Below are 23,466 nucleotides of genomic sequence, written 5' to 3'. Positions count from 1 at the left end.
GGAGGAATATAACTATGAATTCAATAGAAACTAAAAATGTAAATATAGCTTATGGCAATGTAAATATAGTTGAAGATTTAAATTTAGAAATACCAAAAGGAAAGATTACTACAATCATTGGAGCAAATGGATGTGGTAAATCTACAATTCTTAAAACAATAGCTAGAATTTTAAAAGCAAAGAGCGGAGACATATATATAAATTCTAAAAATATAAATGAACAAAGTTCAAAAGAAATAGCAAAAAATATGGCTGTTTTACCTCAAAGCCCACAAGCACCAGGAGGACTTACTGTTGAGGAGTTAATAGCTTACGGAAGATTTCCACATCAAAGTGGATTTAAAAACAACAAACAAGAAGATAAAGAGATAGTAGACTGGGCTTTAAAAGCGACAGGAATATCAGAATTTAGAGATAGAAAAATAGAAGATTTATCTGGTGGCCAAAGACAAAGAGCGTGGATTGCTATGGCTTTAGCACAACAAACAGATATACTTCTTTTAGATGAGCCTACAACTTACTTAGACTTAGCTCATCAATTAGAAGTATTAGAAGTGTTAGATGAATTAAACAAAAAATACAACACGACAATAGTTATGGTTATACATGAGCTTAATAATGCTGCTAGATTTGCAGACCATATGATAGGTGTTAAAAAAGGTAAAATATGCTGTAAGGGTACGGCTGAAGAAGTTATGACAAAAGAAAATCTTAGAGAATTATTCAATATAGATAGTGAGATTGTTACAGATCCTAGAACTAAAAAACCAGTTTGTATAACTTATGATATGGTTAGATAGGAGATAAGATGGAGAATTTAGCAAAAGACAATATAAGTAAATTATTAGTTAAATACTCAATTCCTGCTATCCTGGCTATGCTTGTAACTTGTTTATACAATACAGTCGATAGAGCATTTATAGGCTCTATGGATGGAGTTGGAGCATATGCAATATCAGGTTTAGGGGTGACTATGCCACTATTTACATTAATCGGTGCATTTGGTGTGGCTGTATCTGTCGGAGGAAGCACTAATATATCGATAAAATTGGGAGCAAAAGACAAAGAAGAAGCTGAAAGACTTCTTGGAAATACATTTGCGCTAGAGCTTTTAGGTGGATTTGTAATTATGGTCTTAGGTTTAGTCTTTATAGACCAAATTTTATATGCATTTGGCGCTAGTGCAAAAACTCTACCATATGCAAAAGACTACATGGGCGTAATTTTATTAGGTGCTGTAGTAAATTTATCTGGATTTAGTTTAAATGGAGCGATAAGAGCAGATGGCAGACCAAAACTAGCTGCTACAATTATGATAGTCTGTTCTTTATTAAATTTAGTATTTGATCCATTATTTATATTCTATTTTGGATTTGGAATAAAAGGAGCGGCAATTGGAACAGTTATATGCCAGCTTATAAACTTTATATGGACGACTTATTACTTTACAAAAGGTAATTCAAATCTAAAACTTAGACTTAAAAATATAAGATTAAAAAAAGAAGCGGTAATTGCAATATTAACTATATCAATAACTCCATTTTGTATGGAAGTTGTAACAGGTTCTATACACCTTGTTACAAATAAATTCTTACAAAGTTATGGTGGAGATTTGGCAATAGGAGCAATGACTACAATAACTTCTATAAACTTAATGTTTTTAATGCCTATATACGGACTTAGTCAAGGTATGCAAACTTTAATCGCGTATAATTTTGGAGCAAAAGAATACGAAAGGACGAAGAAAATACTACTTCAAGGAATGTTTGCAGCATTTGTATTTTTATTTGGAGGATTTTTACTTACTAGATTTTTCCCAAATATGTTTGTAAATATCTTTACTAAAGATGCAGTATTAGAAAAAATATGTTTAGATGGAATGAAAATATATCTTATGACATTACCACTTCTAGGAGTATGTGTGCTAGGACCAATATATTTCCAATCTATCGGAAAAATAAAACAATCAATGTTCCTTACATTACTTAGACAAGTTATACTGTTTATACCTATAATAAGCGTAGTTCCTAGATTTATGGAGATGAAAGGTGTATGGATGAGTCAACCTATAGCTGATATTTTGGCGGCTATAATTATAACTGTATTTTTAGTTAGAGAGATAAAGTCTAGTACTAAAAATAATGAAATTCAAAAAGAAATAGCGTAAAAGTAAAAAAATACGAATAAAAATTTTATTACAATATAAAAATAAAATATAATAAAAATAAGAAATTATCCTAATAAGTAGTAATAATACATATTAGGATAATTTTTTTAGGGATTATAAATTATAAAGTTTGTAGGAGGGTATATGAAATTAAGAATTATTGACAAAGAATTTGCAATATGCAAGGTAAAAGATTTTTCACAAATTAACTTAGAAGATGAATTTTTATTTATAGGAAAAACGGATGACGAACATTCAATAGTTTGTGAAATGCAATCTATACCAAATAATTGTACCGATATTGATGAGGGGTGGATTGCATTTAAAATAGAGGGACAAATTGATTTTTCACTTATAGGGATAATATCTAAATTATCTACAATACTTGCAGAAACTAAAGTCGGCATTTGTGCATTGTCTACATACGATACTGATTATATACTAGTAAAAAAAGAAAATTTAGAAGATGCAAAAAATGCATTAAGAGAACATGAGTATATTGTAGAGTAAAATATTAGAAATTAAGGTTAATTTAAGTTTTTTATTATACTATTATCTCATAGTAAATAATAAGAGCTAGTTAATTTCTAAAAAGTTATTTGAATTTAAATAACTAATACTTAAAATAATTTTTTTGATGATTTTTTTAGTAATAACTCCCCGAAAAAAGGATGTGGCGGCGCATCCTTTTTTCATGTTTAAATTTACTTTTAAGAAAATTTTAATGAATATATATATACAATAGTTTATAATTAAGAAGAAGTTAGACAATGGAGGAAGAGTTATGAGACTTTTACAAGTAATTAACTTAGCTAGAGATTATTTGGGGTTAGGCGTAATAGGCTTAATTTTTATAGGGATAATATATATTTTATTTTTTAGAAAATTTTTTAAAAATCATGTTAAAGCTAACATAAAAAAAGTAATAGTATTTTGCATTTTATTTTGCTACATAGTAATCGTAATCGGTGCAACTATTTTTATAAGAGCAGGAGTATATGAACATGCAAATTTACACTTATTTAGCTCATATATAGAAGCGTGGAACAATTATTCAAAATCATATTGGAGAAATATAATTTTAAATATTTTAATGTTTGTTCCATTTGGGTTTTTGCTCCCACTTTTTAGTGAAAAATTTAAAAAATGCTACATAACTCTTAGTTTAGGGTTTTTGTTTACTTTAGGAATAGAGACAACTCAATATATAACAAAAAGAGGAATTTTTGAAGTTGATGATATAATGAATAATTTTATAGGAGCACTTATTGGATATAGTTTAGTAATGTTTATTTTATTAATTATATCTAAAGAAAAGACAAAACTTAAATCATTAAAATTAATCATATGTATCTTACCAACACTGATAGCTATATTTGCTGGATATAAAATAAATAATGCTTATAACATGCAGGAGTTTGGAAATTTAAGTAGCAATTATAATTATAAATATGATATGTCAAAGGTTTCACTAAAAAGTAATGTAAAAATATATGACAATGAAGATAAACAGAAGATGGTTTATAAATTAAAGAGGTTGAGTGCAGATGAAGCTTTAGAATTTGCAGAAAACTTTTTTGAAAAATTAGAAACAGAAGTAGATAAATCTAATATAGTTATTCATAATAATGAAATAATGTATAGCTCAATTGATGATAGATACAAGATGACTGTATATTTAAATGGTGGAGTATATAATTTTACTGATTATAAATGTAATGATAAATTGATAAACCAAGATATGGATGAAGAAAGTGTTAAAAAAGTATTAAATGATTATAATGTAGGGCAATATAATCATTCTCAATTTGAGCAAGAAATAGAAGATAGAGAGAAATTGTCATCTTATAATTTTAGAGTTGATTTAGACGAAAAAGATAATAAATTAATTGATGGATATTTAAATATAAATCAATTTAATAAAATACTGAGTATATACAATTATATATATACTTATAATCCATATGGCAAGTATAAAATCATAAGCGAGAAAGAGGCTTATAACAAGTTAAAAGAAGGAAAATTTAATTCTTATGAACTTTACAATATAAAATCAATATTGATTAGAAGTATTAAGTTGTGTTATCAGCTAGACAGCAAAGGATATTATCAACCAGTATATAGGTTTGAATGTACGATAGATGGAGATGGTAGGTCTATATTTATACCTGCTTTAGAAGACATAAAATAATATTTAATATTGTAGATAAAAGAGTGTATTTTAAATTATAAAATTTTTAAATACACTCTTTTTAATTTTAATCTATAATTGCGACTGCTCTAACTGAAGCTCCATCGGAATTTAAAAATTTGAGTGGAAGGGCACAAAATGTAAATAATTGACTATCGATTTGATCTAAATTACAGAGATTTTCGATTATAACTAAATTGTTTTTTAATATTTTATGGTGTATAGGCAAATCTTCGCTATCAATAGATTCTATAGAAATTACATCTAGACCAATTCCTTTTTTATTAGTTTTTATTAGATAATCGGCAACTTCTTCACTTATAACTGGAAATTTATCGAAATATTTTGGAGTATCCCAGTATTTGTCCCAATTAGTTTTAAACAATACAAAGTCAGCATATTCTATCATCCCTTTATATTTATCTATATAAGATATATCGATAATGTCTCCTTCTGATAAATCGCTACAATCAATAACTATAGCCTTTCCAACGAATTTATCTGCAGGAAATTTATCTAAAGTAATGCCGTCTTCTCTTACATGAGCAGGAGCATCCATATGTGTTCCAGTATGAGAAAACATTGTAAGTAGAGTTTCTCTAAACCCATCTGTTTCAAATGTACTAGCTGGGGCTAATTTTGGTGGCTCTGTCCCAGGAAAGACGGGCATATTTTCTTTTATAGTATGAGTTAGATCTATAACTTTCATAATGACCTCCTTATAATAATAGAATTTAATAAAATTATACTAAATTTTATTATAATCTATATAATGATTTATATAAATTTATTTGAAAAGGGGAGAAGCTTAATTGTTAAAACAAAGTGTTATAAAAAGGGGAAAAGAAATATCTGATTATTTGATAGATATTAGAAGAGATTTGCACAAAACACCAGAGTTGGCTATGGAGGAATTTGTAACAAGAGATAAGATAAAAAAATATTTAAATGAAATAGGAATTGATTATATTGAGTTTAAACATCATAGAGGGATAATGGCGTATATATACAAAGAAAATGCAAAGACGACTATTGGTATAAGAGGAGATATAGACGCACTTCCTATACAAGAAGTAAAAGAAAGTGAGTATAAATCCCAAAATGATGGTGTTATGCATGCTTGTGGACATGATGCACATACTACTATGTTAATTGGAGCTTGTAGATTACTATATGAAATAAGAGATAAATTAAATGTAAATATAAAATTTTTCTTTGAACCAGCAGAAGAAAAAGATGGAGGGGCTAAGTTCTTTGTAGAAGATGGGCTTATGGAAAATCCAAAAGTTGAGTATATGTTTGGGGCACATGTCCAAGGTTATTTGGATACTAAAGTTATAGAATCAAAATATGGGACATTAAACGCAAGCACTAATTCCATTTCAATCGAGGTGAATGGAAAGAAAGGTCATGGAGCATATCCGCAAAACGGAATAGATGCATTAGTTGCAGCAGCGCAGATAATAACATCACTACAAAGCATAATTAGCAGAAATTTAGCTCCACAAGATATGGCAGTTTTAACCCTTGGAAAAATCCAAGGTGGAGATGCTGGTAATGTTATTTGTGATGAAGTCAAAATAAGCGGAACACTCAGAACTTTAGACAGCTCACAGAGGGAGTTTATTATAAAGAGAGCAACAGAAATAGTAGAAAATACTGCTGCTGCATATAGATGTCGTGCTAAATTCAATATAAATGAAAATGGATATGATGCGCTTATAAATGATAAAGATTTAGTAGATGTAGTCAAAAAAAATGCAGAAGAATTTTTAGGGGAAGGAAGCTTTATATTTAAAGATTATCCATCTATGGGAGGAGAAGACTTTTCTTTTTTTACAGAAAATTGTAAAGGGGCATTTTTCCATGTTGGATGCGCAAATAAAGAAAAAGGAATAACATCTCTTATACATACTGCTGATTTTGATATAGATGAGAGATGTTTAAGTATAGGAGCAATTATGCACACATTAAATGTGCTATATTTTAATTAATTAAAATTATAATAAACAGAAATTTTTAGGTAGAAGTTATATATTTGACCTATTTTTATATACAAAACGATATAAACTATATGTATTTTTGATAAGCATAATTTAAGTAAATATAAATTAAATTCAAATTACATGATTATATGATATATAAAATTATAATTTATACAAATGTGCAAATAATATAAAAGAAAACTGCTATTTAAAATAACAAATATTGAGTTTGATAATATATACATTTATAAATTTATCAAGGAGAGTAAAATGAAAAAGAATACATTGAGAGTAATCCCTTTAGGCGGATTAGGTGAAATAGGAAAAAATATAACTGCAATAGAATATGAAGATGAAATAATAGTGATAGATTGTGGAGTTTCGTTCCCAGATGACGATATGTTGGGGATTGACTTAGTTATACCGGATATAACTTATTTATTAGACAACAAAGAAAAAGTAAAAGGGCTATTTATAACTCATGGACATGAGGATCATATAGGCTCAATTCCGTACATTTTAAAACAACTAAATATGGATATATATGCGACAAGATTGACAATAGGACTTATCGAAAGTAAATTAGAAGAACACAAAATAGATAAAAGAAATTTAATTCCTGTAAAAGCAGGAGATGTTATAAGATTTAATAAACTAAGTGTAGAATTTATTAGAGCAACTCACAGTATAGCAGATGCTTGCTCTTTAGCTATTTTTACACCACTTGGCACAATTGTTCATACTGGTGACTTCAAGATAGATTATACTCCTATTGATGGAAGAGTTATGGACTTAAATAGATTTTCGGCATTGGGAGAAGAGGGTATATTATTATTAATGGCAGATAGTACAAATGTCGAAAGAAGCGGCCATTCACTTTCTGAAAAGACAATAGGTGAAACTCTAAATAGAATTATAAGAGGGGCTACAGGTAGGGTTATAGTAGCTACATTTGCATCTAATATACATAGGATGCAACAAGTAGTAGATGCATCACTAACACAAAATAGAAAGATTTGCTTTAGTGGAAGGAGTATGGAAAATGTAAGTAAGGTGGCTATGGAGCTTGGCTATTTACATATACCAGATGACGCAGTAATAAACGTAGATGAACTAAATAATTATGATGACAATATAACTATAATTACAACAGGAAGTCAAGGAGAACCAATGGCTGGGCTTTCGAGAATTGCATATGGAAATCATAGAAAAATAAAGTTACAAGAAAATGATTTATTTATAATTTCTGCCTCACCAATACCGGGAAATGATAAAATGATATCAAAGGTAATAAATCAACTTTATAAAAAAGGTGCAGAAGTTATATATGAAGATTTAGAAGATGTTCATGTTTCTGGACATGCATATCAAGAAGAATTAAAACTTATTCACTCTATAACTAAACCTAAATATTTCTTGCCAGTTCATGGTGAATATCGTCACTTAAAACACCATGCCGACTTAGCTAAAAAAATGGGTATGTCGGGAAATAATATATTCACAATGGAAACAGGAGATGTACTTGAGATAACAGAAGATGGTGCAAGAGTAGCTACTAAGGTGCGCACAGGTGTACTTTATGTAGATGGGATAGGAGTAGGTGATGTAGGAAATATAGTTTTAAGAGACAGAAGAAATTTAGCTCGTGATGGTATGGTGATAATAGTTTTTGCAATAGACAGAGAAAATTTATATCTAGCATCAGGACCAGATGTAATAACAAGGGGATTTATATATGCACGAGAAAGTGAAGAGATTATAAACGAAATAAAAGAAGTCTCTAGACAAAAAATAGAAGAGTGCTTAGAAGATGAAACAATAGGATGGCAAGTTTTAAAAGGAAGTGTAAGAAAAGCTGTAGAAACATTATTATTTGAAAAAACAAAGAGAAGACCGAGCGTATTTCCTATTATAATGGAAATATAAGAAGAAATTTTAGGGGGAATTAAATTGAGTAAATATATTGAATTTAAAAATGTGAAAAAGGTCTATAAAATGGGGGAGGTAAATATAGAAGCATTAAGTGGAGTGAATTTTTCTGTAGATAAAGGTGAATTTGTGGTTGTGGCAGGTGCAAGTGGAGCTGGAAAAAGTACAATACTAAATATATTAGGTGGAATGGATAGTCCAACTAGCGGAGAAATCATAGTCGATGGAAAGTATATAAATGATTATTCTAATAAAGAGCTAATAACATATAGAAGATATGATATCGGATTTGTATTTCAATTTTACAATTTAGTGCAAAATTTAACTGCAAAAGAAAATGTAGAGTTGGCAACTCAAATCTGCAAAGATCCACTAAATATAGATGAGATTATGGAAGCTGTTGGACTACAAGATAGAAAAAACAACTTCCCAGCACAATTATCTGGAGGTGAGCAACAAAGGGTTGCAATAGCAAGAGCGCTTGCCAAAAACCCAAAGATACTTTTATGTGATGAACCTACAGGTGCATTAGATTATAATACAGGAAAATCGATTTTAAAATTATTACAAGATATGTGTAGAACTATGGAGATGACAGTAATAATAATCACACATAATTTGGCTTTAACACCTATGGGAGATAAAGTAATCAGAGTTAAAAATGGTAAAATAGAAAGTGTAGTAATAAATGAAAATCCAACTCCTGTGGAAAGGATTGAGTGGTAATATGAAAAGTGCACTTAATAAAGATTTTATCAGAGATATAAAAAATTCAAAGGGAAGATTTATTTCTATTTTACTAATAGTTGCATTGGGGGTAGCTTTCTTTTCTGGGATTAAGGATGCACCTCTAGTTATGAAAAAAACATCAGATTCATATTATGATGATTATAATTTAATGGATATAAGGATAACATCTACTTTAGGGCTTACTGATAACGATGTAGATGAAATTAAAAAGATAGAAAAAGTAGATGGCATAAAAGGAACATACGCTATAGAAGCAATATCAACTTATAAAGATAAAGACAGTGTAGTTCAAATACAAAGTATAAATTTAGATGATTACAAACAAAACAATAAAAATTATATAAATAGACTCAAAGTAGTCAAAGGTAGATTGCCACGAAATAGTGGCGAATGTGTAATTGAAAAATCTAAATATCAATTTTTAGGATATCCTATAGGAAGTAAGATAAAAATAGAATCTGGAGTAGATGACGATATTGGAAATAGCCTCAAAAAGAAAGAATATACAGTCGTGGGATATGTAAATACTCCATATTATTTGTCTCATGAAAAAGGAAATGCCTCTATAGGTGGAGGTAGAATACAAGGGGCAATGATGATTTTAGATAGTGATTTTAACTTGGATGTATACACAGATATTTACTTAACTGTAAAGGGAGCTAAAAACTTAGATACTTATTCAGAAAAGTATCAAAACTTAATAGATTCAGTTACAGAAGATATTGATAAAATAAAAGAAAATCAAATAGAAACTAGATATAATCAAGTAATATCAGAAGCCAAAAAAGAGTTAGATAAGGGAGAAAAAGAATATAACGAAAATAAAGAAAAAGCTGAAAATGAAATTAAAGATGCACAAACTAAAATAGATAATTCAAAATTAAAATTACAAAATAGTAAATTACAACTCGACTCACAAAAACCAAAGACTCAAAGTGAAATAATAAACAGCAAGAAGCAAATACAAAGTGCAAAATCACAGCTTGAATATGGAAAACAACAGTATCAAAATTCACTTAAAGAATTTCAAACTCAAAAGAAAAACGCAGAAGTTGGATTTATACAAGCAGAATCAAAGATAAAACAACTACAATCGCAACAATATCAACTACAACAACAATCAAGTGAGTTAAATTCACTGCTTAATAATCAAAATCTAACTCAAGAACAAAAATATTACTACCAAAATCAATTAGAATCTATAAATCAAAATTTATCACAATTAACATCAAGTATATCATATGCTAAAAATGAATTAGAAAATCAAAAGCAAGCTCTTAAACAAGCTGAAAATAAATTAAATCAGACAAAGCAAACTCTAGACACAAACGAAGCTAAGATAAAGCAATCAGAAATTACATTACAAAACTCAGAAAAAAGTGCAAATATCCAAATTTCACAAGCAGAACAAGAAATAAAAAATGGACAAGCTGAAATAGAGCAAGCGCAAAAAACTTTAGACGAAAAGAAAAAAGATACAGAAAGCCAGCTATCAGAGGCTAAAAAGAAATTGGAAGATTCTAAAGCTCAGATAAAAAATATTGAACGTCCAACATGGTACGTTTTAGATAGAGATAGCCATAGATCTTTCGTCGAATATGAAGGATGCGCCAATAGCATAGATGCACTTGCAAAAATATTCCCTGTATTTTTCTTTGCAGTGGCGGCTCTTGTATGTTTGACAACTATGACGAGAATGGTAGATGAACAGAGAATAAATATAGGTACTTTAAAAGCGTTAGGATATACTGTATTTGATATAGCTAAAAAATATATATTATATGCATTTACAGCTAGTATAGCTGGTAGTGTGCTTGGTTTATTGATAGGATTTTCTGTATTTCCAATAGTAATTTTTTATTCGTATGGAATGATGTATACTCTTCCAGATATGCAAGTAGCTATCGATATAGTACTAGCTATAGGAATTACTATAGTTGCAGTACTAATAACAACATTATCAGCTTATATAGCTTGTAAAAAGGAATTGATGGAAGAACCATCAGCACTTATGAGACCGAAAGCGCCAAAAAACGGAAAGAGAATATTATTAGAAAGAGTAGATTTCATATGGAAGAGACTTAGTTTTATAAGTAAGGTAACTCTCAGAAATATATTTAGATACAAAAAGAGATTTTTTATGACAGTATTGGGGATAGCTGGATGTACGGCACTTTTAGTTACTGGATTCGGTATAAAAGACTCTATCCAAATGATAGTAAGCGGACAATATGGCGAAATATTAAAATACGATATGCAAGTATCACTTACAAATAAATTAACAGATAAAGAAATAGAAAATATAGATAAAGAATTAGATAAAACTCAAAATATTAAATCATATGAGTTTTTTGTATATGAAAATGGAGAAGTCAGAACTAAAAAAGGCAATGAAGAAGTGAATATAGTTATTCCAGATAACCTAGATAAATTAAATAAATTTATTCATCTTAGAGAGAGAGTTAGCCATAAGAAGATAAACTTAGATAATGACGGTTTAGTACTTAGTGAAAAAGCAGCTAGAGTTATAGGCGCATCAGTAGGAGATACAATAAAATTAAAAAATAGTGATGATATAACTGTAGAGGCAAGAGTAAGCGCCATAACAGAAAACTATATATCTCACTATGCATATATGACTAAAGATTATTACAACAAACTATTTAATAATATACCTCAAAATAATAAAGTTTTAGGTATTTTAAATAGTACATCATCAAAACAAGAAGATAAATTATCTGAAGAGATAATAAATGTAGATGGAATATCAGGCGTCACATTTAATACAATATCAAAGCAGACATTTAGCAATACGATTAAAAATTTAAACTATGTAGTTTTAGTTATGATAGTTTCTGCCGGTTCTTTAGCATTTGTAGTTTTATATAACTTGACGAATGTAAATATCTCAGAGAGAATTAGAGAAATTGCAACGATAAAGGTTTTAGGTTTTTATGATGGAGAGACAGCAGCTTATATTTATAGAGAAAACATCATACTTACAATAGTGGGAATGATAGTAGGGCTCGTATTAGGTAAGTTTTTACACCAATATATTATGATCACTGTAGAAATAAAATCTATGATGTTTGGAAGAATAATAAGTTTGAAAAGTTATATTATAGCAGCTATTTTGACAATATTACTTTCACTTATAGTAAACATAGTAATGTATTATAAGTTGAAAAATGTAAAAATGGTAGAGTCGTTGAAATCAATCGATTAAAAATTTATGAAAAAGTTTTGGAAATTTAATGTCAAAAATATTATATTCAACATAGTATAATTTAGAAATAAAAATTATCAGCAAGGGGGAACAATATAATGTTAGAAAGATTTTTCGGCGGTTGCGACGGTGGATTCTTTGGTATGGGATGGTGGATAATAATATTATTCTTCTTATTCCTAGCATTTGGAGAAACTTGGGTTGATATAGATATTTGTGCATGGATACCATTCTTAATATTATTATTAATAGTTTGTGCAAGTACTGGCATAGATGGTGTTGATGACGGCTGTGGATGTGGCTGCTAATATTAAATAAAACAAATTATAATTAATTAATAGGGCATATAAAATAGTTTTATAAATTATTTTATATGCCTTTTTAATATTTAAGGAGATTATATCTAATAGCAAAGACTGATACAATACTTACGCAGGGATTTAATTATGTTAGGACTGTTTTTGAAAGTAAAGATATACCGCTTGAAGTAGCTTTATCAAATAAGAATAATATAACTATTTATGTAAATGGAAGTATACTCACAAATCAAAATGTAAATATCAAATCAGCAAGAGGATTAAATAAAAACTACAAAACAGATTCTAATGGAATGATTTCTAACTTAAAAATAAGAGATTTAAGACAGGGAATAACAGTCACTTATAATGCAGGAAATAATCAAACCTATGTATGCTCTTATATAGTTGAGTCTAATAAATTATTTACACCACTTTACTTTGAAGCACAAAAACCAATGTTATATTGTTGTTTATTATCATCAGTACTTATGAAAGATGTATATGTTGCCAAATATCCTCAATTTAATGGCTCAATTGGTGCGGCAATAATGGCAAAAGAAAGAGGAGAAGTTATATGATAGGGACAACGCTGATATCTTGCATAACGGGAGGATTTTCAATTGGACTTGGATGTGGTACTTGTTGTAGTCCAGCTATAGGTGTATTTTTGTCGACTTATATAGTTTCACATTCACAAAATATGAAAAAGGCGTTTATTACATTTTTTAGTTTTTTCTTTGGAAAAATTCTCTCTGTAATAAGCCTTTGTATGATTAGCTCATATCTAGGAAATAAATTTTTATTTAAAGATGGACATATTGGCTCAATCGACTTGAGTAAAGTAATGAGTATAACATTTATAGTTTTAGGTTCATTTTTAATAGTGAAGTATTTCTATAATAGACAAAAAAGCGACAGGTCATGTAAGTCTTGTAGTGGAAGTTGTGGGTCTAATTTAAAAAATAAAGATTGGTCACCTTTAATAATAGGAATAGCTTACGGTCTTACACCATGTGCACCTCTTCTTTTAATAATTGGGTATGCAAGTACAATATCTATTACAAATGCGATATTACTTGGGCTTTGTTTTAGTATGGCAAGTATAATTTCACCTATGATAGTAGTTGTATTGCTTGCAGGCATAATTTCAAATAATTTATATGAAGAATTGCCAAAATACATAGATTTATTTAAATTGATGTGTTATGGAGTATTGATATTTATAGGAATAAAAACTTTATAATTAAAAAAATAAAAGTCAGCTTATAACTTTCTGTACTTTTTTTAATAATATTATTAGATATTATAAGGAAAAATACAGTATATAGGCTGGCTTTTTTGAATTTAAATTTTATTAAAATAAAATCTTGAAATAATTTTAACTGGATTGTATAATATAACCTTAGTGATAAATAAGTATTTGTGTAATTAGTATTTTTTTAGTATTTGTCCATAGGGCGAATATAATTTTTTTATGTGTAGGAAATTTATTTTAAAGACGGAAAATTAGAGAGGTGTTAAAGTATGAAACAAGGTTTTGATGCAAAAAAATATTTAGAACAACAATCTAAATATATATTAGAAAGAGTTAATAATTTCGACAAACTTTACATAGAGTTTGGTGGAAAACTTATCGGAGATTTACATGCAAAGAGGGTTTTACCTGGATTTGATGAAAATGCTAAGATAAAAGTATTACAACATATCAAAGATCAATTAGAGGTTGTAATCTGTGTTTATGCTGGAGATATCGAAAGAAACAAAAAAAGAGGCGATTTCGGTATAACTTACGATATGGAAGTTCTAAGATTAATAGATGATTTAAGAACTTATGAATTAGATGTAAACAGTGTAGTTATAACAAGATATGAAGGACAACCTGCAACTACAGTATTTATAAATAAATTAGAGCGTCGTGGTATAAAAGTTTACAAACATGCTCCAACTAAAGGGTATCCATCTGATGTAGATACAATAGTTAGTGATGAAGGATATGGTGCAAACCCATATATAGAAACTACTAAACCAATAGTTGTTGTTACAGCTCCAGGACCAAACAGTGGTAAATTAGGAACTTGTTTAAGCCAATTATATCATGAACATAAAAGAGGAAATTCTGTAGGATATTCAAAATTCGAAACATTCCCAGTTTGGAATCTTCATTTAAATCATCCAGTAAACGTAGCATATGAAGCTGCAACTGTAGATTTAAAAGACGTAAATATGATAGATTCATTCCATTTAGATAGATATGGAGTAAAAGCTACAAACTACAACAGAGATTTAGAGTTATTCCCTGTTCTTAAAAAGATAATAGAAAAAATAACAGGAGAAGAGTCAATATTCCAATCACCAACAGATATGGGTGTTAATAGAGTAGGATTCGGAATATATGATGATGAAGCAGTAAGCGAAGCATCAAGACAAGAAATAATAAGAAGATACTTTAAAACTGGTTGTGAATACAAAAAAGGTGAAGTAAATAAAAGTTCATATGAAACTATGTCTTTAATAATGGAAAAATCAAACTTAAAACCTGAAGATAGAAAAGTTGTTATACCAGCTAGAGAATATAGCGAAAAATTAAAAGCAGCTGGAGAAAAAGATGAATTATGCACAGTAGTAGCATTAGAATTAAATGATGGAAATATAATAACAGGAAGAAGCTCAGAATTAATGGGAGCTAGTGCAGCAGCAGTATTAAATGCAGTAAAAGTTCTAGCTAATATTCCAGATGATATGTTATTAATATCACCAGTTATATTAGAACCAATCATAAAATTAAAAACTGATACTTTAGGAAGTAGACAAGTTTCATTAAGCTTAGAAGAAGTATTAACAGCACTTTCAATATGTGCAGTTACAAATCCAGCAGCTCAAATGGCTATGGATCAATTAGTAAAATTAGAAGGAGCACAAGCTCATTCAACTACTATGCTTAGCAAAGATGATGAACAAACATTTAGAAAATTAGGTATAGATGTGACTTGTGAAGCAGTTTACCCTTCTCAAAATTTATACTATGTGTAAATTGTATTTGATAGGAAAATAAATTGTAGATAAACTTTTATATATAGAAAATGAGCCTTCTATCGTAGATAGAAGGCTATAAATTATTTTTATTCGTATAATTTTTTGTGTAAGTATTTTGTGTAAGTATTAAGTATTTTAAAGACCTCAAATTTTTGAGGTGGAATATTATTGTATAATTTTTTTATAGAAAAGTCAATGTATTTTTCATAAAAAATTATATTATAAATGTAAATTAATATTTGTGATATATTTTTGTTGAGAGAGTGTAGTAGTGTTAAACTGCTACACTCTCTTTTTATAATATATAAAAGTAAATCTAAAGAATGAACAAAGTCGACCGCGAATGGCTGCAGTGAATCTTTGAGCAACGGACGAAGTCGTTGGCGATATGAACGCAGTGAATCTTATAAATAAGTTATAGAATGGTTGTAATTTAAGATTTCATCTAATTTATTTTTATCTAATAATCCTCTTTCTAAGACGATTTCTTTTACCTTTTTAGGATCATTATTGCTTTTAGATACAATTTCGCAAGCCATATCATAACCTATGTAAGGAACTAATGCAGTTGCGAGAAGAACGATTGAATTATCTAGATGTTTTTTGCAATTTTCCTCATTGGCAGTAATAGTATTAATACATTTTGTTCTAAATATTTTTAATGTTTCTGTAAGCAATGTTAAACTTTCAAGTATACTATCTGCAATTAAAGGCATAAATGCATTTAATTCAAAATTACCGTTCGCTGCACACATACTGATTGCACTGTCATTTGCCATGACTTTTATTGCTACTTGTGTTACCATTTCTGGAATTACAGGATTTACTTTACCGGGCATAATCGTACTTCCGGCTTGCATATCAGCAAGATGTATTTCATTAAATGGTTTTGAGTTCATTATGCGTAAATCTGTAGATATTTTCATAATATTTACCGCTAATGATTTTAAAAGTCCTGATACTTCAACAAATACATCATTGTTTTGAGTTAAATCTATAGGATATTCAGATTTTGCAAGTCCAATTCCTGTTAAATCTCTAATTATTTCAATAACTCTAAAAGTATATAATCTATTTGCATTACTTCCTGTGCCTATAGCAGTTCCACCTAAGTTTACTTGTCTTAGTCTTTCTTCAACTTTATAAATTCGCCACCTATCTCTAGCAATTGCCTGAGCATATGCTCCAAATTCTTGTCCTAAAGTTATGGGAAGGGCATCCATCATTTCAGTACGTCCTAGTTTAACTACAAATTCAAATTCATTTTCTTTTCTTTGTAGTGCTTCTTGCAACTTACTACATTCATCACTAAGAGCTCTAACTAAGTTAATACATGCAATCCTTAAAGCTGTTGGATACACATCATTTGTAGATTGCCCCATATTTACATGGTCTAAAGGATGAATATAATCGTAATCGCCAGGTTCTTTCCCAAAAATTTTTAATGCTAAGTTAGCTATAACTTCATTTACATTCATATTAGTGGAAGTTCCAGCACCACCTTGAAGGGCATTAGTTATAAAATTTTCATCATACTTTCCAGATAAAATTGCATTACATGCTTCAACTATTGCATTTGCTCTTTCTTTATCTAATGTTTTAACTTTTTCATTTGCCATAGCAGCAGCTTTTTTAACAGTTACCATAGCATAAATAAGTTCTTTTCTTACTTTTGAATTGCTTATATTAAAATTTTCAAAAGCACAGGCAGTTTGAATTCCATAAAGTAGGTCTTTATCAATACTTACTGTCCCTAACTTATCTTTTTCAATTCTTTTTTTAGGATTATTATTTGTTTTGTCAGTTTGATTTATTGTAATATTGTCCATAAAATCACTCCTGTTCTTCTAATAAGTAAGATACATGAGGAAAGGCTTCTACTGTTCTGTGTAAAATTCCCTGCATATATGCTATTAAAATACCATAATTAGTTATAGGAATATTTTGATCTTGTGCACATTTTATTCTATATTTCATCTCTCTAGCATTTAGAGTACATCCACCACAGTGAACTATCATCTTGTACTTTGATAAATCGTATGGGAATTCTACGCCACTTGAAAATTCAAAATTAAGTCTTTTACCACAATGTTGCATTATCCATCTCGGTATTTTTACACGACCGATATCATCACATTGTCTATGGTGTGTACATCCTTCAGAAAGTAAAACAGTATCACCATCGTTTAAACTTTCTATGGCTTTTGCACCTTTTACTAATTCTTCTAAATCGCCTTTATATCTGGCAAATAGAATTGAAAAGGAAGTTAATAAAATATCTTTTGGAGTATCTGCTGAAACTTTAGCAAAAACTTGAGAATCAGTTATTACTATTTTAGGTTTTTTACCTAAGCTAGCTAAAGTATCTCTAAGTTCATATTCTTTTACAACAATTGCAGTTGCATCTGATTCTAATATATCTCTTATTGTTTGTTGTTGAGGAAGTATCAATCTTCCTTTTGGAGCGGCTTTATCTATAGGGACTACAAGGACTACAAAATCAGAAGGGTCTAATAAATCGCCTACAATTTGAAATTTTGATTCATCTGAAGGTGCTTGTTTGGCTATAAGTTCTTTTAATTCATATATATTTTCTTTTGTTATAGAGCTGACCCACATAGTATTAGGAGAGTCTTCTAGAGGTAAGTCTATATTTTTTTCTTTTACTAAGTCTAATTTATTCATTACTACTATATACGGAATTTTCTTTTCTTTAAATTTTTCTATTAAAGCGTTGTCTTGTGGAGTTACCCCGATTAATCCATCGACAACTAATATGCCTATATCGGTTTTATTTAAAACTTGATAACTTTTTTTAACACGCATTTTACCAAGTTCCCCAGTATCATCAAGACCAGGAGTATCAATTATCATTACAGGACCTAAAGGCAACAGTTCCATAGCTTTTGAAACAGGGTCAGTAGTTGTACCTTTTACATCAGATACTATTGCTAAATCTTGATCTGTTATTGCATTTATTACACTTGATTTTCCAGCATTACGTTTTCCAAATATACCTATATGCACACGTTCTGCAGAAGGTGTAGAGTTTAAGCTCATCTAAATTTCCCCCTTAAAATAAAATTACCTTGCAAAAAGCAAGGATATTAAAAAATATTTTGAAACCTTATACTTTTTCCTCGGAATAACCTCTGAATCAGTTTGGTCTTTTATATTAGTTATAACAAAAATAATTTCGGCTACAACTTTAATAAAATTATATCACAGTAAGTTTTTAATTATCAATAAATGAAAAAATTAATATGAAAAGTGTCAAAGATTGGTGTTTTTAGGTTGGAAAATTTATAAATTAACAATATAATTTAAGTAGAAGACAGAATTAGGGTTTATGTGTAATTTTCAAAATTGAAATATAAATAAAAGAAGGTTATTAATATGGATAAAAAACAAATACAAAGAGAAAATCTAAAAAATATACTATATAGTATATTTGATAATTATGGAGATTTATCAAAAAAGATATACATAGTAATTAGTGATGTAGAAAATAATAAACATATTTGTGAAGAAATTTTAAAAATAATAAACAAAAATACACCATCATTTATTAGAAAAATATTAGTTGGTTATAATGATGATAATAAAAATGTCACGGTTAAATTAAAAAGAAGAAATGAAAAATTTAATATAGTAGAAAAATATGATTTAAATAGCAAAGATGACGTAGTAGTAGATATATATAATATGGATTTATCTAAAGAAAAGTACAGTTATGAAAGTAAATTTATTGTAGATTATATTGTAAGTTTAGATGATATTAAAAAGACTAAATTCTTTAAAGAGATAAAAAAGAAAATTATATCTAATAAAGAAGTTAAAAGTGAAAATCAAATAGCTTTAAATCTAAATGACTTATATAATATCTGTATAGAGCAGACACTATGGAAAAATGAAGATGATATAAGTAAAATGAATAATTGGATTTACAATATAATAAATCCACATGCTTTAAATAGCAAATTACTTAATAAAATGCTAGATACAATAAATGAGCAATTGGACAATCTAAAATTTTCTTCATACTTAGAATATATTTTATCTAAAAGCGAAAATAAAACACTAGATTATATTTCACCATCAGGAGATTTATACAAACTACTACTTTTTGAAGATATACTTAGAATAGATTATAAAGATAAATGTAAAGTAAAAATTGATTTAGATGTAGAGTATATAGGCAGATGGTGGAGCGAAAATATACTACCTCTATTTAAAGCAAAATATAATAAAGAAGATTTAGTAAACGAATTACAACTAGAAATTAAAAAGAATGAAATAATAGATTTTCATGGGAAAAATTTTGAAAAGTTCAAAAATAAAATAATAAGTGAGATACAAAAAGAATATAGCGAACTTGAAGTTTTAGAAGATAATTCTGAAAAAGATGAGAAAATATCTTTAGAGCAAAATATAAAAGAACTGAAGACTGAAAATATATCGGATTTAGAACATACAATTGAGCAAAGTCATCTAAAATATCAAGGAAATAGGGAACTTTTAAAAGAATATTGTAGCGATAAATTTATAGATATATTAGAAAACAAAGAAAAAAGTTATAGCCTAAAAGAATTAGAACAATTTCTAAGAGAAAATGAAGACTACTTCAATGATAAAGCATATGTATATTTTGAAATATGTATACAAAAGAAAATTCAAAACTTAGAAGAAAATCTTTTAAATGATATTTGTGATGTAAAAGATTTACAAGACCTTGAAAACTTACATAATAAAATTTTAGAAAATGGTGACTTTGTAAAATGTGAAGATTTAGAGAGTATTATTTTTACAAAAATGGAGTCAATCATAAAAAAACTAAATTTAGCAGAAATAAACGACGAGGACAATATAAGAATAGCAAATAATATATATGATAATACTGAATCAATTAATTTAGAAAAATATCCTGTTGCTGAATTGCTTATCTGCAGAGATATAAATATAGACTTAGACAACGTAATGGATTCCATAAATTATTTGAAAGATACAATAGACGAAATCAAAGAAACTGTAGTAGATAACTGTATTTTTAATTATGAATATTACAATATGAATATACAAATAAATGGAACAGACAATTACTATACTATTAAATTTAGATACTTAAATGATTTAGTAGACTATATAAAAATAAAAGAGGGAAATAAATTTTTACTTAATTTAAAAAGCATAAATAAAGATGTAAAATATAAGAAAAGAGTTTTTAATAAAGGCAATACTGAAATAATAAAAGAAATAGATAATTTCTATTTAGAAAAACAACTTGCTAAAAGTAAATAAAAATATACTAGAAACTTTATTCGAGGTTATATATTAAAACATATAAAGACAATTATAAAAATATTTGATATACTTAACAGTGAATTTAAATTTGGGAGGGAAAATATGAACAATAAGGAAATAAGCATCACCCCATCTAACAGCAAGAAAGTTTCATATGTAGTAGTTTTTGCAGTAGTTGTATTAGTATATCTAGTAATGATGAAATTTAACTGGATTACACGTGAACTTGGAATAGGGTTAGTAGCATTTTGTGCATGTGTATCACTTTATTTTTTATATAGCTTATGTTTTCCAAAAGCATCTCTTGTTATCAATCAAGATGGTATAAAAGAAAAAGCTATAAGAGGTAAAGGTCTTATTAAATGGGAAAAAATAAGTGAAGTGTATATATGTATAATTCCAAAGAAAAAATACGATACATATTACTTAGGTATTAAATACCGTAAAGATGAAAACGATAAAAGAAAAGTTAAATTTAAAGGTAAAGTCAACGAACGTATAGGAGATGTTGTACTTACTTTAGATGAACTTGAAATGGAGCCTTATGAAATTTATAATAATATTCAAAAATACTATAGCAAATTTATAAAAAGATAGTAAAATTATTATAATATAAGAAACAAAAAAGGGAGTCTTAAAAATAGAAATAACTATTTTTTAGTCTCCCTTATATAATTTCACAAAAAGAAAAGACCTATTTAATGAAACGGTCTTTTTACAATAAAGTAAATAAAATAATTTGGTTATGAGTAAGGAATTCTTAATTCCCTGGATAATTTAATTTTATATTATTTTTATTATGATTTCAATATATATAACAAAAAATAATCATATGAAGAGGAATAATAGATATAAACAATAAGAGAAATATTTTAACTTATAATAAATTAAAAACTATAAAAAAGGTGATTTAAATGGAGCAAATTAGGAAAATAATACATATAGATATGGATGCCTTTTTTGCATCTGTAGAACAAAGGGACAATCCAAATTTAAAAGGGAAACCAGTTATAGTAGGAGGAAGCCCAAACAGTAGAGGAGTAGTGGCGACTTGTTCTTATGAAGCTAGAAGATACGGGATTCATTCCGCAATGCCATCAAAAATAGCTCAAAAAAGATGCCCCTATGCCGTTTTTGTAAGACCTAGATTTGATACTTATAGACAAGTATCAAATCAAATAAGAGATATATTTCATAGGTATACAGATTTAGTAGAGCCGTTATCATTAGACGAAGCTTTCTTAGATGTGACTAATCCCAAAATACCTATAAAATATGCTACAACTATTGCAAAGTTTATAAAAAGAGATATCTTAATGGAGACAGGACTTACTGCTTCTGCGGGTATTTCATACAACAAATTTCTGGCTAAATTAGCATCTGACTATAATAAACCAAATGGATTTACAGTAATAACCCCAGATAATGCTCAAGATTTTTTAGATAAATTACAAATACAAAAGTTTTTTGGTATTGGAAAGGTAACTGCTAAAACACTAAAACTTATGGGAATAAATAATGGATACGATCTTAGACAACTTAGTTTATATGAATTAGAAAAATTGTTTAAAAGCAGAGGATATATTTATTATAATTTTGCGAGAGGAATAGATAATAGACCTGTTGAACCATATAGAGAACGTAAATCTGTAGGTTCAGAAACAACACTAGACCACAATTACAGATTAGATGAAGAAGAACTTGTAAATATATTAGATGAATTATGCCTAGATGTAAGCAATAGAATTATGTATTTAAATAAATTAGGCAAAACAGTCACACTTAAGATGAAGTTTGAGGATTTTACACAAATAACGCGCAGTACAAGTCTAGAATACGGAATAAACTCACATGAAGATATAAGAAAAAATATATACAATCTATTTAGAAATATACAGTGTAATAATCTACAAATACGTTTAGTAGGTGTAACTTTATCAAATTTAATAGATATAAATGAGAGTACACACAATATAACACTATTTGAATATATGGAAAATATAAGCACTAATAAAGATGATTAAAATAAATTTATTTAAATATTGTATAATAAAATAGCATATCATAAAGTATTATAATTTATTGAAAAAATTGTAAAATAAGGATATAATTAAGTATACACATTGTTGTATAGATTTTTTGAATAAGATTCACGAATTGAATATTGTTCAAGGTGTATTTAAAACAATACTTAAAAGGGAATGTGGTGAAAAGCCACAGCAGCCCCCGCTACTGTAAGAATGACGAAAGCTTAAGGTTTTGGAGAACTTAACCTCCACTGTTAAATCGGGAAGGAGAAGCAAGTAGGATGATTTCAAGCCAGGAGACCTGCCTAAAATAATACATGCTCTTTCGGAGGGAGAGAAATACTGTAATATGGGTTATTTATAATCGCGCGGAAAATAGACAATATACATATTATAGATTTTTTTGGGACCGAAGAAAATGGTTCTTTTTTTGTGAATAATAAAAGAACATTAATTCAATTTGTGAGTCTTATTTTATTGGATAAATTTAATAAAAAGAAAGTGTAATATTTAGTAACTTAGATATTTAAAGTTAAACATATTAGTAAGATTTTAAAA

At 28.2% G+C, this 23,466-nt stretch carries 18 protein-coding genes and 1 riboswitch; of the genes, 15 read left to right on the top strand and 3 right to left on the bottom strand.

Annotation, left to right across the window (positions count from 1 at the left end):
* The first annotated feature begins 14 nt into the window (after positions 1-14).
* The 4 genes from I4U58_RS03155 (at position 15) to I4U58_RS03140 (ending at position 4,358) form a co-directional block, all read left to right on the top strand.
* Positions 15-800 (top strand): ABC transporter ATP-binding protein, encoded by a 786-nt coding sequence (locus I4U58_RS03155; RefSeq protein ID WP_195929591.1) that lies wholly within the window; start codon positions 15-17, stop codon positions 798-800.
* Positions 801-808: 8 nt separating this feature from the next.
* Positions 809-2,167, top strand: coding sequence for an MATE family efflux transporter (locus I4U58_RS03150; RefSeq protein WP_195929590.1), 1,359 nt, complete (start codon positions 809-811; stop codon positions 2,165-2,167).
* A 144-nt stretch (positions 2,168-2,311) separates the two neighbouring features.
* Positions 2,312-2,677 (top strand): ACT domain-containing protein, encoded by a 366-nt coding sequence (locus I4U58_RS03145; protein ID WP_195929589.1) that lies wholly within the window; start codon positions 2,312-2,314, stop codon positions 2,675-2,677.
* A gap of 274 nt (positions 2,678-2,951) precedes the next feature.
* Positions 2,952-4,358 (top strand): VanZ family protein, encoded by a 1,407-nt coding sequence (locus I4U58_RS03140; protein ID WP_195929588.1) that lies wholly within the window; start codon positions 2,952-2,954, stop codon positions 4,356-4,358.
* Between the two features lie 67 nt (positions 4,359-4,425).
* Here the strand turns inward: I4U58_RS03140 and I4U58_RS03135 are convergent, their stop codons facing one another.
* Positions 4,426-5,067, bottom strand: a complete 642-nt coding sequence (locus tag I4U58_RS03135) for a cyclase family protein (protein WP_195929587.1) — start codon at positions 5,065-5,067, stop codon at positions 4,426-4,428.
* Between the two features lie 103 nt (positions 5,068-5,170).
* Between I4U58_RS03135 and I4U58_RS03130 the strand changes: the two genes are divergently transcribed.
* The 8 genes from I4U58_RS03130 (at position 5,171) to I4U58_RS03095 (ending at position 15,577) form a co-directional block, all read left to right on the top strand.
* Positions 5,171-6,352, top strand: coding sequence for a M20 family metallopeptidase (locus tag I4U58_RS03130; protein ID WP_243269545.1), 1,182 nt, complete (start codon positions 5,171-5,173; stop codon positions 6,350-6,352).
* 261 nt (positions 6,353-6,613) lie between these two features.
* Positions 6,614-8,269 carry a ribonuclease J gene (locus I4U58_RS03125; protein WP_195929586.1) on the top strand — a complete coding sequence of 552 codons (1,656 nt, stop codon included), beginning with the start codon at positions 6,614-6,616 and terminating at the stop codon, positions 8,267-8,269.
* A 24-nt stretch (positions 8,270-8,293) separates the two neighbouring features.
* A complete protein-coding gene (locus I4U58_RS03120) occupies positions 8,294-8,998 on the top strand; it encodes an ABC transporter ATP-binding protein (protein ID WP_279325545.1) in 705 nt (234 codons plus the stop codon).
* A 1-nt stretch (position 8,999) separates the two neighbouring features.
* Positions 9,000-12,248: an ABC transporter permease gene (locus tag I4U58_RS03115; RefSeq protein ID WP_195929585.1), complete on the top strand. Its 3,249-nt coding sequence runs from the start codon at positions 9,000-9,002 to the stop codon at positions 12,246-12,248.
* Between the two features lie 98 nt (positions 12,249-12,346).
* Complete coding sequence (locus I4U58_RS03110; protein ID WP_195929584.1) at positions 12,347-12,556, top strand: hypothetical protein; 210 nt, start codon at positions 12,347-12,349, stop codon at positions 12,554-12,556.
* A 302-nt stretch (positions 12,557-12,858) separates the two neighbouring features.
* A complete protein-coding gene (locus tag I4U58_RS03105; RefSeq protein ID WP_195929583.1) occupies positions 12,859-13,125 on the top strand; it encodes a hypothetical protein in 267 nt (88 codons plus the stop codon).
* Positions 13,122-13,790: a sulfite exporter TauE/SafE family protein gene (locus tag I4U58_RS03100; RefSeq protein ID WP_195929582.1), complete on the top strand. Its 669-nt coding sequence runs from the start codon at positions 13,122-13,124 to the stop codon at positions 13,788-13,790. Before I4U58_RS03105 ends, I4U58_RS03100 begins: the two co-directional genes overlap by 4 nt.
* A gap of 281 nt (positions 13,791-14,071) precedes the next feature.
* On the top strand, positions 14,072-15,577 hold the full coding sequence (locus tag I4U58_RS03095) for a DUF1846 domain-containing protein (protein WP_195929581.1): 1,506 nt from the start codon (positions 14,072-14,074) through the stop codon (positions 15,575-15,577).
* Positions 15,578-15,984: 407 nt separating this feature from the next.
* Here the strand turns inward: I4U58_RS03095 and I4U58_RS03090 are convergent, their stop codons facing one another.
* Both I4U58_RS03090 and hydF read right to left on the bottom strand, forming a co-directional pair.
* Entirely contained in the window at positions 15,985-17,409 is a 1,425-nt protein-coding gene (locus I4U58_RS03090) for an aspartate ammonia-lyase (protein ID WP_195929580.1), read from the bottom strand.
* A gap of 4 nt (positions 17,410-17,413) precedes the next feature.
* A complete protein-coding gene (hydF, locus tag I4U58_RS03085; RefSeq protein WP_195929579.1) occupies positions 17,414-18,640 on the bottom strand; it encodes a [FeFe] hydrogenase H-cluster maturation GTPase HydF in 1,227 nt (408 codons plus the stop codon).
* A 336-nt stretch (positions 18,641-18,976) separates the two neighbouring features.
* Here hydF and I4U58_RS03080 point away from each other — a divergent pair, with 336 nt between their 5' ends.
* From I4U58_RS03080 to dinB, 3 genes are all read left to right on the top strand, one after another.
* On the top strand, positions 18,977-20,878 hold the full coding sequence (locus tag I4U58_RS03080; RefSeq protein ID WP_195929578.1) for a hypothetical protein: 1,902 nt from the start codon (positions 18,977-18,979) through the stop codon (positions 20,876-20,878).
* 105 nt (positions 20,879-20,983) lie between these two features.
* The gene (locus I4U58_RS03075; RefSeq protein WP_195929577.1) at positions 20,984-21,478 is read left to right on the top strand and encodes a DUF6585 family protein; all 495 of its coding nucleotides are present in this window, start codon (positions 20,984-20,986) and stop codon (positions 21,476-21,478) included.
* A gap of 317 nt (positions 21,479-21,795) precedes the next feature.
* The gene (gene dinB / locus I4U58_RS03070; protein ID WP_195929576.1) at positions 21,796-22,905 is read left to right on the top strand and encodes a DNA polymerase IV; all 1,110 of its coding nucleotides are present in this window, start codon (positions 21,796-21,798) and stop codon (positions 22,903-22,905) included.
* A gap of 130 nt (positions 22,906-23,035) precedes the next feature.
* Positions 23,036-23,232: riboswitch (cobalamin riboswitch) on the top strand.
* Positions 23,233-23,466: the final 234 nt, after the last annotated feature.

It is taken from the genome of Clostridium sp. 1001270J_160509_D11 (assembly GCF_015667935.1).
Lineage (GTDB): Bacteria > Bacillota > Clostridia > Peptostreptococcales > Peptostreptococcaceae > Intestinibacter.
The sequence above is the reverse complement of the archived record's forward strand: the minus strand, read 5'-3'. Positions and strand labels throughout refer to the sequence as shown.

Excerpts from the sequence above, each read along its gene's own strand:
- I4U58_RS03150 (WP_195929590.1), top strand. The coding sequence starts at position 809 with ATGGAGAATTTAGCAAAAGACAATATAAGTAAATTATTAGTTAAATAC.
- I4U58_RS03100 (WP_195929582.1), top strand. The coding sequence starts at position 13,122 with ATGATAGGGACAACGCTGATATCTTGCATAACGGGAGGATTTTCAATT.
- I4U58_RS03110 (WP_195929584.1), top strand. The coding sequence starts at position 12,347 with ATGTTAGAAAGATTTTTCGGCGGTTGCGACGGTGGATTCTTTGGTATG.
- I4U58_RS03140 (WP_195929588.1), top strand. The coding sequence starts at position 2,952 with ATGAGACTTTTACAAGTAATTAACTTAGCTAGAGATTATTTGGGGTTA.
- dinB (WP_195929576.1), top strand. The coding sequence starts at position 21,796 with ATGGAGCAAATTAGGAAAATAATACATATAGATATGGATGCCTTTTTT.
- I4U58_RS03135 (WP_195929587.1), bottom strand. The coding sequence starts at position 5,067 with ATGAAAGTTATAGATCTAACTCATACTATAAAAGAAAATATGCCCGTC.
- I4U58_RS03115 (WP_195929585.1), top strand. The coding sequence starts at position 9,000 with ATGAAAAGTGCACTTAATAAAGATTTTATCAGAGATATAAAAAATTCA.
- I4U58_RS03095 (WP_195929581.1), top strand. The coding sequence starts at position 14,072 with ATGAAACAAGGTTTTGATGCAAAAAAATATTTAGAACAACAATCTAAA.
- I4U58_RS03090 (WP_195929580.1), bottom strand. The coding sequence starts at position 17,409 with ATGGACAATATTACAATAAATCAAACTGACAAAACAAATAATAATCCT.
- I4U58_RS03080 (WP_195929578.1), top strand. The coding sequence starts at position 18,977 with ATGGATAAAAAACAAATACAAAGAGAAAATCTAAAAAATATACTATAT.
- I4U58_RS03155 (WP_195929591.1), top strand. The coding sequence starts at position 15 with ATGAATTCAATAGAAACTAAAAATGTAAATATAGCTTATGGCAATGTA.
- I4U58_RS03075 (WP_195929577.1), top strand. The coding sequence starts at position 20,984 with ATGAACAATAAGGAAATAAGCATCACCCCATCTAACAGCAAGAAAGTT.
- hydF (WP_195929579.1), bottom strand. The coding sequence starts at position 18,640 with ATGAGCTTAAACTCTACACCTTCTGCAGAACGTGTGCATATAGGTATA.
- I4U58_RS03125 (WP_195929586.1), top strand. The coding sequence starts at position 6,614 with ATGAAAAAGAATACATTGAGAGTAATCCCTTTAGGCGGATTAGGTGAA.
- I4U58_RS03145 (WP_195929589.1), top strand. The coding sequence starts at position 2,312 with ATGAAATTAAGAATTATTGACAAAGAATTTGCAATATGCAAGGTAAAA.
- I4U58_RS03105 (WP_195929583.1), top strand. The coding sequence starts at position 12,859 with ATGATTTCTAACTTAAAAATAAGAGATTTAAGACAGGGAATAACAGTC.